The sequence below is a fragment of the uncultured Corynebacterium sp. genome (genome assembly GCF_937999985.1).
Classification (GTDB): domain Bacteria; phylum Actinomycetota; class Actinomycetes; order Mycobacteriales; family Mycobacteriaceae; genus Corynebacterium.
In genome coordinates, this window is the sequence record NZ_CALLDG010000080.1 from 1 (window position 1) to 6,596 (window position 6,596).

The 6,596-nt window shown below is 61.9% G+C and carries 10 protein-coding genes; 3 read left to right on the forward strand and 7 right to left on the reverse strand.

Annotated elements, in window-relative coordinates; translation table 11 throughout:
• From Q0331_RS03700 to Q0331_RS03710, 3 genes are all read right to left on the reverse strand, one after another.
• The coding region (locus Q0331_RS03700) for a regulatory protein RecX (RefSeq protein WP_298074986.1) at positions 1 to 515 on the reverse strand (515 nt) is incomplete at its 3' end.
• Between the two features lie 2 nt (positions 516 to 517).
• Positions 518 to 1,645, reverse strand: a complete 1,128-nt coding sequence (gene recA / locus Q0331_RS03705) for a recombinase RecA (protein WP_298074988.1) — start codon at positions 1,643 to 1,645, stop codon at positions 518 to 520.
• 244 nt (positions 1,646 to 1,889) lie between these two features.
• Positions 1,890 to 2,096 (reverse strand): DUF3046 domain-containing protein, encoded by a 207-nt coding sequence (locus Q0331_RS03710; protein ID WP_298074990.1) that lies wholly within the window; start codon positions 2,094 to 2,096, stop codon positions 1,890 to 1,892.
• A gap of 84 nt (positions 2,097 to 2,180) precedes the next feature.
• On the opposite strand from Q0331_RS03710, the gene Q0331_RS03715 reads away from it, so the two are divergent.
• From Q0331_RS03715 to Q0331_RS03725, 3 genes are read left to right on the forward strand one after another with little or no spacing between them, the layout of a single operon-like run.
• Positions 2,181 to 2,762, forward strand: a complete 582-nt coding sequence (locus Q0331_RS03715; protein WP_298074992.1) for a biotin transporter BioY — start codon at positions 2,181 to 2,183, stop codon at positions 2,760 to 2,762.
• Between the two features lie 3 nt (positions 2,763 to 2,765).
• Positions 2,766 to 3,461 (forward strand): energy-coupling factor ABC transporter ATP-binding protein, encoded by a 696-nt coding sequence (locus Q0331_RS03720; RefSeq protein ID WP_298074994.1) that lies wholly within the window; start codon positions 2,766 to 2,768, stop codon positions 3,459 to 3,461.
• Between the two features lie 7 nt (positions 3,462 to 3,468).
• Complete coding sequence (locus tag Q0331_RS03725) at positions 3,469 to 4,095, forward strand: energy-coupling factor transporter transmembrane protein EcfT (RefSeq protein ID WP_298074995.1); 627 nt, start codon at positions 3,469 to 3,471, stop codon at positions 4,093 to 4,095.
• Between the two features lie 7 nt (positions 4,096 to 4,102).
• On the opposite strand, the gene Q0331_RS03730 is transcribed toward Q0331_RS03725, so the two are convergent.
• From Q0331_RS03730 to pgsA, 4 genes are all read right to left on the reverse strand, one after another.
• Entirely contained in the window at positions 4,103 to 4,945 is an 843-nt protein-coding gene (locus tag Q0331_RS03730) for a PspA/IM30 family protein (protein WP_298074997.1), read from the reverse strand.
• Between the two features lie 94 nt (positions 4,946 to 5,039).
• Positions 5,040 to 5,381 carry a helix-turn-helix domain-containing protein gene (locus Q0331_RS03735; protein WP_034987723.1) on the reverse strand — a complete coding sequence of 114 codons (342 nt, stop codon included), beginning with the start codon at positions 5,379 to 5,381 and terminating at the stop codon, positions 5,040 to 5,042.
• 58 nt (positions 5,382 to 5,439) lie between these two features.
• Positions 5,440 to 5,955, reverse strand: a complete 516-nt coding sequence (locus Q0331_RS03740) for a CinA family protein (RefSeq protein ID WP_298074999.1) — start codon at positions 5,953 to 5,955, stop codon at positions 5,440 to 5,442.
• Positions 5,956 to 6,558: a CDP-diacylglycerol--glycerol-3-phosphate 3-phosphatidyltransferase gene (pgsA, locus tag Q0331_RS03745; RefSeq protein ID WP_298075001.1), complete on the reverse strand. Its 603-nt coding sequence runs from the start codon at positions 6,556 to 6,558 to the stop codon at positions 5,956 to 5,958. It abuts the gene before it with no gap.
• Positions 6,559 to 6,596: the final 38 nt, after the last annotated feature.

The following is a 6,596-nucleotide window of genomic DNA, read 5'->3' on the forward strand; positions in this document are numbered from 1 at the left end:
ACGCCCACTACGCGGCGCAGTGCCTTGTCGTATTCCTTGCGGTCGGCGGGACGGGTCTTTAGGCTGGCCGCCTTTTTGGTCACGAGTTCTTCCAGGATCTGCTCCTGGGATTCCTCGTCCACCTGTGCCAGCGCGTCCTCGATCAACACCTGGGAGATGCCCTTGCGTTGCAGCTCTCGGCGCAGAACGGCGACGGATTTCTTCTGGTTCTTCTCCCGCTGCCGAACCCACTCTTGGGCGAACTGAGCATCGTCCAGCATCCCACTTGCCGTGCAGCGGTCAATGACCTCCTCCACGCCCTCGGGCTCGAACTCAGCTTCGAGCAGCCTTTGGCGCAGCTCCGCCGTGGAACGTGCTCGGTGGTTAATCAACCGCACCGCCTTGGCCTTGATCGGCGCAAGTCTTTCCTCTTCCGCCGCATCGACGAACCCCTCACCCTCGCCGGGCGAGTAGTTGGCGATGGCCTGCCGCAGTGCGGCTATCTTCTGGTCGCGCTCGCTATGCCTAATCGGCATCGTCAGTTGGCATCGTCATCGTCGAAGTTCGGGCTCAGCTCAATGGGCTTGTCCTCATCCGCCTGCTCCCCAGCGGCTTCCCCAGCTGTCTCGTCCTTCGTCTTGGCGTACGGGCCGATCTTCAGCTCGCGGGCAATGCGATCCTCCAGCTCCGCGGATAGATCCGGGTTGTTCTTGAGGAACTCGCGGGCCTTTTCTTTACCCTGGCCCAGCTGGTCACCGTCGTAGGTGAACCAGGAACCGGACTTCTTAATCAGGCCGGTTTCCACGCCCAGGTCAATGATGGAGCCCTCCCGCGAAATGCCTTCGCCGTAGAGGATGTCGAACTCCGCGATCTTGAACGGCGGCGAAACCTTGTTCTTCACAATCTTCAGACGGGTTCGGTTGCCCACCACGTCCTGGCCATCCTTCAGGGCTTGGATGCGGCGAATATCGCAGCGCACGGAAGCGTAGAACTTCAGCGCCTTACCACCGGTGGTGGTCTCCGGAGAACCGAACATCACGCCGATCTTCTCGCGCAGCTGGTTAATGAAGATTGCGGTCGTGCCCGTCTGGTACAGCGCACCGGTCATCTTGCGCAGAGCCTGGCTCATAAGGCGAGCCTGCAGGCCAACGTGCGAGTCACCCATTTCGCCGTCGATCTCCGCCTTGGGCGTCAGCGCCGCCACGGAGTCCACCACGATGATGTCGATAGCTCCCGAGCGGATCAGCATGTCCGCGATCTCCAGCGCTTGCTCGCCCGTATCCGGCTGGGAAACCAGCAGCGCGTCTGTGTCCACGCCCAGCGCGCGGGCGTACTCCGGGTCCAGCGCGTGCTCCGCGTCCACGAAAGCCGCGATGCCGCCGGCACGCTGTGCCTCCGCGATTGCATGCAGCGCCACAGTGGTCTTACCGGAGGACTCCGGACCGTAGATCTCGACCACGCGGCCGCGCGGGAAACCACCAATGCCCAGCGCCGCGTTGATTGCGATGTTGCCAGAAGAAATTGCCTGGATTGGCGGGCGGGTATCGTCACCCAGGCGCATGATCGCACCCTTGCCAAAGTCCTTCTCGATCTGCGCCATCGCAAGCTCCAGCGCCTTCGACCGATCCTTCCCCGCCGCGGCGGTCTGCTTCTTCTTCGGTGGCATAGAGTTGCTGCTCCTTACATCTGCTGTGACGTCCGGTGTGTTTATTTCCGGTGTGTTCAAAATCGTCATCTTCTTCGCACCCCCGATGTCCTTAGACCGGTAGCGCTCCGAAAAGGTTCATTGATAGTTGTACTCGACCGCGCGGACAACCATCGTTTCCGACACACACCCTACACGAACCTTTGTTCGATTGTTTAACCGGCCACCCCACCAGGTCAGACTGAGTGCGTCAATAAAGAAAATCCTAGATATCCTCACCCAGACGGCGTTCTTCGGGCACATCAAAGTCATCACACAGCGCCAACCATACATCGCGGGGATCATACCCCTGTTCGATTAGCGCGACGGGCGTATCCCCCAGCGAACTCAGCACGTGAGTATCCGCAATGAAAGCCCGGAAGCTATCGCCGAATTCGCCCAAAGTCAGCCGATCAAACTCTGTTCTGCGCATGGTCTACCAATGTACACCCCCACCCCGAGAATCCAGCCTTGAACAGTGTTCAAGTTTTGGGTCGCATGGGTTATCATCATACTTATGTCATCCTCAGAAACTACAAAATTTAAGGCGGTAGACCTCGCGTACATCGCCGTCTTCGCCGCCCTCATTATCGTCCTCGGCGGCGTGCAGTTGCCCATCGGCGTAGCCGGCGTGCCCATCGTCCTGCAAAATATGGGCATCGTTCTGGCCTCCCTCATCCTGGGCTTCTGGCGCGGCGGCCTGGCCACCACCCTATTCATCGCCGTGGGCTTCGTCGGCGTGCCGAACATGGCCGGCTGGAAGCCCGCCGCCGCAGCCGTCGCAGGCCCCACCGTCGGCTACATCGTCGGCTATATCATCGCCGCCTTCGTCATCGGCCTGATCGCCCAGTACGCGCCACGCAACGGCAATGCCCGCGCTGCCGTGTTCTTCCTCGCCAGCATCGTCGGCGTAATCAACCAATACCTCTGTGGATCGATCGGCCTGATGGTGCGCCTCGGCTACGACTTCAGCACTGCCGTCGCGGCCAACACCCCATTCATCCCCGGCGACCTCATCAAGGTCACGCTCGCCGTTGCCATCGCCCTGGCCGTCACCAAGGCGGTGCCAGACCTGCTGCCGACCAAGCGCAAGGCCTAAAGTATGTCCCGCATCGAATTCGAGAACGTGGGCGTCACCTTCGATACCGCTACCGGCCAACGCACCGTCCTCCGGGACATCAACCTCTCCCTCGACGAACGCCGCATCGGCATCATCGGCGCCAACGGCTCCGGCAAATCCACCCTTGTGCGCCTCATCAACGGGCTGGCTGAGCCCACCAGTGGGCAAGTGCGCGTCGCGGGGCTCAATGTGGCCAAACGCGGTCGCGAGGTGCGACGCAAGGTGGGGTTCGTTTTTAGTGACGCCGACAACCAGATCATCATGCCCACGGTCGCCGAGGACGTCGCGTTCTCCCTGCGCACAACCACCAAAAGCGGCCGCGAAAGGGAAGAAAGGGCAACCGCCATGCTGCGCACCATGGGGCTGGAGTACCTAGCGGACGCCTCGCCCCACTTCCTTTCCGGTGGCGAAAAGCAACTGCTTGCCTTGGCCTCGGTACTGGTCGTGGAGCCAGAGCTGGTGATCGCCGATGAGCCCACCACCCTGCTGGACCTCGGCAACCGAAAGATGATCGCCCGCCGGCTGGCGGAGCTGCCGCAACAGCTGATCGTGGTGACTCATGACCTGGAGCTTTTAGAAGGCATGGACCGCGTTCTGTGGATCGCCGACGGCGAGGTACGCAGCGACGGCCCAGCCGGCCGCGTGATCGCCGACTACGTGGCAAGCTTCGGCGGGTAGGTAAATAATGGCAAAACCCCTCCACATCAACGTTCCGCTGTCGGTGTACCACCCGGGGCAGTCGATTCTGCACCGCGCCCGACCGGGTCTAAAAATTTTTCTACTCTTCTTTTTCCTGGTCGGTAGCGCCATCTGGGCGACCGTGCCGTGGCAGGCAGGGGCTGTCGCCGCTTTTACCATCGCGTGCTACGCGGTGGCGCGAATCCCGGTGAGCTTGGCGCTACGCCAGCTGCTCGCGCCCGCCGTGCTGCTGCTGGCCTTCGCCGCGCTGCTGTGGTGGCAGCGGGACTTCCCCACCGCGCTGACCTACTTTGTGGTGATCCTCTGTGCGGTGGCCATGGCGACCCTGCTGACCCTGACGACCACCATCGGGCAACTCATGGATGCAGTCGAGGCGGGCCTGCGCCCGCTGGGCAAGATAGGCCTGCCCGTGGAAACGATCAGCCTGCTGGTGGCGCTGACCATCCGCCTGATTCCGCTGACGGCGCTGACGGTCAACGAGGTGTTAGACGCAAGAAAAGCACGGGGCGCATCGCGCTCCGTGCTTGCCTTCGGCGTGCCGGTGATTGTTCGCAGCCTTTTGCGGGCCCGTCGCCTCGGAGAGGCGCTGAAGTCCCGCGGAGTCGGTAACTAGCTGAAAACTAGCTTTCGCCTCGCAGCTGGCGCATGCGCTCGGCCACTGCATCCTGGCTGACGTTGCCCGCCTGCGGCTGGGCCTGCTCGATGGCTTCCTGCTGCTGCGCGCCGCCCAACTGGTTGTTCGCACCACCCTGCATCTCCGCACGGATCTGCTCCAGGCGGGAGTGTCCGGCCATCTGGATGCCCGCCTGCTCGACCTCCGCCATGCGGCCCTGCACGGAGTTCTGTGCCAGCTCGGCCTGCCCCAAAGCGTTGGCGTAGCGGCGCTCGATCTTCTCGCGCACCTGATCCAGGTTCGGGGAACCATTGGAGGTAACGGCGTTCATGGACTGCAGGGAATCGGCGACCTTTTCTTGCATCTTCGCCTGCTCCAGCTGGCTCAGCAGCTTGGTGCGCTCAGCGGCCTTCTGCTGCAGCTGCATGGAGTTGCGCTCCACGGCTTGCTTGGCCTGGGCCGCCTGCTGCAGAGCCTGGTCGTGCAGGCTCTTCAAGTCCTCCACCGACTGCTCCGCCGTAACCAGCTGTGCGGCGAAAGCCTCGGCAGCGTTTTCGTACTCCATGGCCTTCTGCTGGTCGCCCTGGGCGCGGGCCTTGTCGGCAAGATTCAGCGCCTGCTTAGTGTTGGCCTGCAGCTTCTCTACATCTTCGAGCTGGCGGTTCAGCTTCATTTCCAGCTGACGCTGGTTGCCAATAACAGCCGCTGCCTGCTGGGATAGTGCCTGGTGCTGCTTCTGTGCCTCCGCGATGGCCTGTTCGATCTGAATCTTCGGATCGGCGTTTTCTTCGATCTTGTTGTCGAAGAGCGCCATCAGGTACTTCCACGCCTTTACGAACGGATTGGCCATGAGCTACTGCTCCTTCATTGAGAGGTTAAAACGGGCTAAAAATATTTCTTTTGCGCGGATAATACTACCAAGAATCCGACGCGCACCCCTGCGCTTAGGCTCGTTCCACTGCACCCGCCGCCATGTTCGCAGCCAGCTCAGCAGCCGCCGCATCCAGGGCCATCATCGATGCAGCTTCCAGGATCACCGAAGCCACCGAAACCGCCATCGCGTGGCACACGCTGGCCAGCAGTTCGGAGGAAACTTCCTTGCGGCCACGCTCCAGCTCGGACAGGTAGCCCGGGCTGACATTTGCCAGCGAGGCTAGCTGACGCAACGTGAAACCGTTATTGGTGCGGTATTCCTTCAGGGTCGCCCCCAGCGCCTCCCGCAGCAGCGGTTCGTCCGCGGGCATCCGCTCGGCCGGACGCTCCACCGCAACCGTATCCATGACCATAGTATTGTGACTCATCAATCATCCCAACGTCTCGGGCGGCGCATTTGTTCCCGCCAGTTTACGCGCTAGCCATTTCCAGCGCGCGGTTTACGCTGAACTGGCGAATTTTCGCACGCAGCTGCGCCGCATCCACCCCTGCGAACTCTCCTTCGCTCTCCCGCCGCACGAACTCTGGGTACAGGTTCTCCACCCGCACTCCCCGCGCATGATCGTAGATCCCAATGAAGACCTCTCCCACCGGGTGCCCATCCTGCGGGTCGGGCCCGGCCACGCCCGTCAGCGCCACACCAACATCTGCTCCGCAGCGCCGCGCCGCCCCCTCTGCCAGCTCCGCCGCGGTCTCCGCCGCCACCGGTCCATGCGCACGCAGGGTTTCCTCTCTCACTCCCGCCAGATCGTGCTTGAGTTCTGTTGCATAGACAATGACGCCACCGCGTAAAACCGCCGAAGCCCCAGGTACCTCTGCAATCGTGGCCGCGCACAGCCCTGCGGTTAGGGATTCTGCCGTCGCGATCGTCCGCCCCCGCCGGGTGAACTCCCGGACTAGGTGTTCGGCGGCAGGGTTCACCCTCATCTAAGCGTTTTCCTTGCGCGAATCCAGGATGTACTGCACACCGGTAACTACCGTCTGCACCACGGCCACGCCCATCACGATCACCGCGATGGTTTGTACCACCCCACCGAAAGGCAGGATGTAGAGGAACACCGCGAGGGTTTGCAGAACCGTCTTTAGCTTGCCGCCCTTAGAAGCAGGAACGACGTTGCCCTTGCGTGCCAACACCATGCGCCAAACGGTGATGCCCAGCTCGCGTACCACGACGATCGCGGTGACCCACCACGGCAGCTCGCCCAAAATGTTCAGGCTGACGAAAGCGGAAATCATCAGTGCCTTATCCGCTATCGGGTCGGCCAGCTTGCCGAAGTCGGTGATGACCTCGTAGCGCCGGGCCAAGTAGCCGTCCAGCTGGTCGGTGAACATCAGCAGGCTAAAGGCGAGCAGTGCCCACCAGCGGTGGGCCAGGTCGGGATCAGCACCCGGTACTTCCCAATCCCCGGAGGTCAGGATCAGCCAGAGGAACACCGGGATCAGGGCGATGCGAATGCACGTGAGTACATTCGGCAAGCTCACGCTGTGGACGAAAGTGCCAAACGAAGATCGCGGTGCTGAAGTATTCACAAGTACCTATCCTACCGTGGAGCTCTCTTCGTTTTCGG

Coding starts and splice junctions, on each gene's coding strand:
- recA (WP_298074988.1), bottom strand. CDS start 1,645: ATGCCACCGAAGAAGAAGCAGACCGCCGCGGCGGGGAAGGATCGGTCG.
- Q0331_RS03710 (WP_298074990.1), bottom strand. CDS start 2,096: ATGCGCAGAACAGAGTTTGATCGGCTGACTTTGGGCGAATTCGGCGAT.
- Q0331_RS03715 (WP_298074992.1), top strand. CDS start 2,181: ATGTCATCCTCAGAAACTACAAAATTTAAGGCGGTAGACCTCGCGTAC.
- Q0331_RS03720 (WP_298074994.1), top strand. CDS start 2,766: ATGTCCCGCATCGAATTCGAGAACGTGGGCGTCACCTTCGATACCGCT.
- Q0331_RS03725 (WP_298074995.1), top strand. CDS start 3,469: ATGGCAAAACCCCTCCACATCAACGTTCCGCTGTCGGTGTACCACCCG.
- Q0331_RS03730 (WP_298074997.1), bottom strand. CDS start 4,945: ATGGCCAATCCGTTCGTAAAGGCGTGGAAGTACCTGATGGCGCTCTTC.
- Q0331_RS03735 (WP_034987723.1), bottom strand. CDS start 5,381: ATGGTCATGGATACGGTTGCGGTGGAGCGTCCGGCCGAGCGGATGCCC.
- Q0331_RS03740 (WP_298074999.1), bottom strand. CDS start 5,955: ATGAGGGTGAACCCTGCCGCCGAACACCTAGTCCGGGAGTTCACCCGG.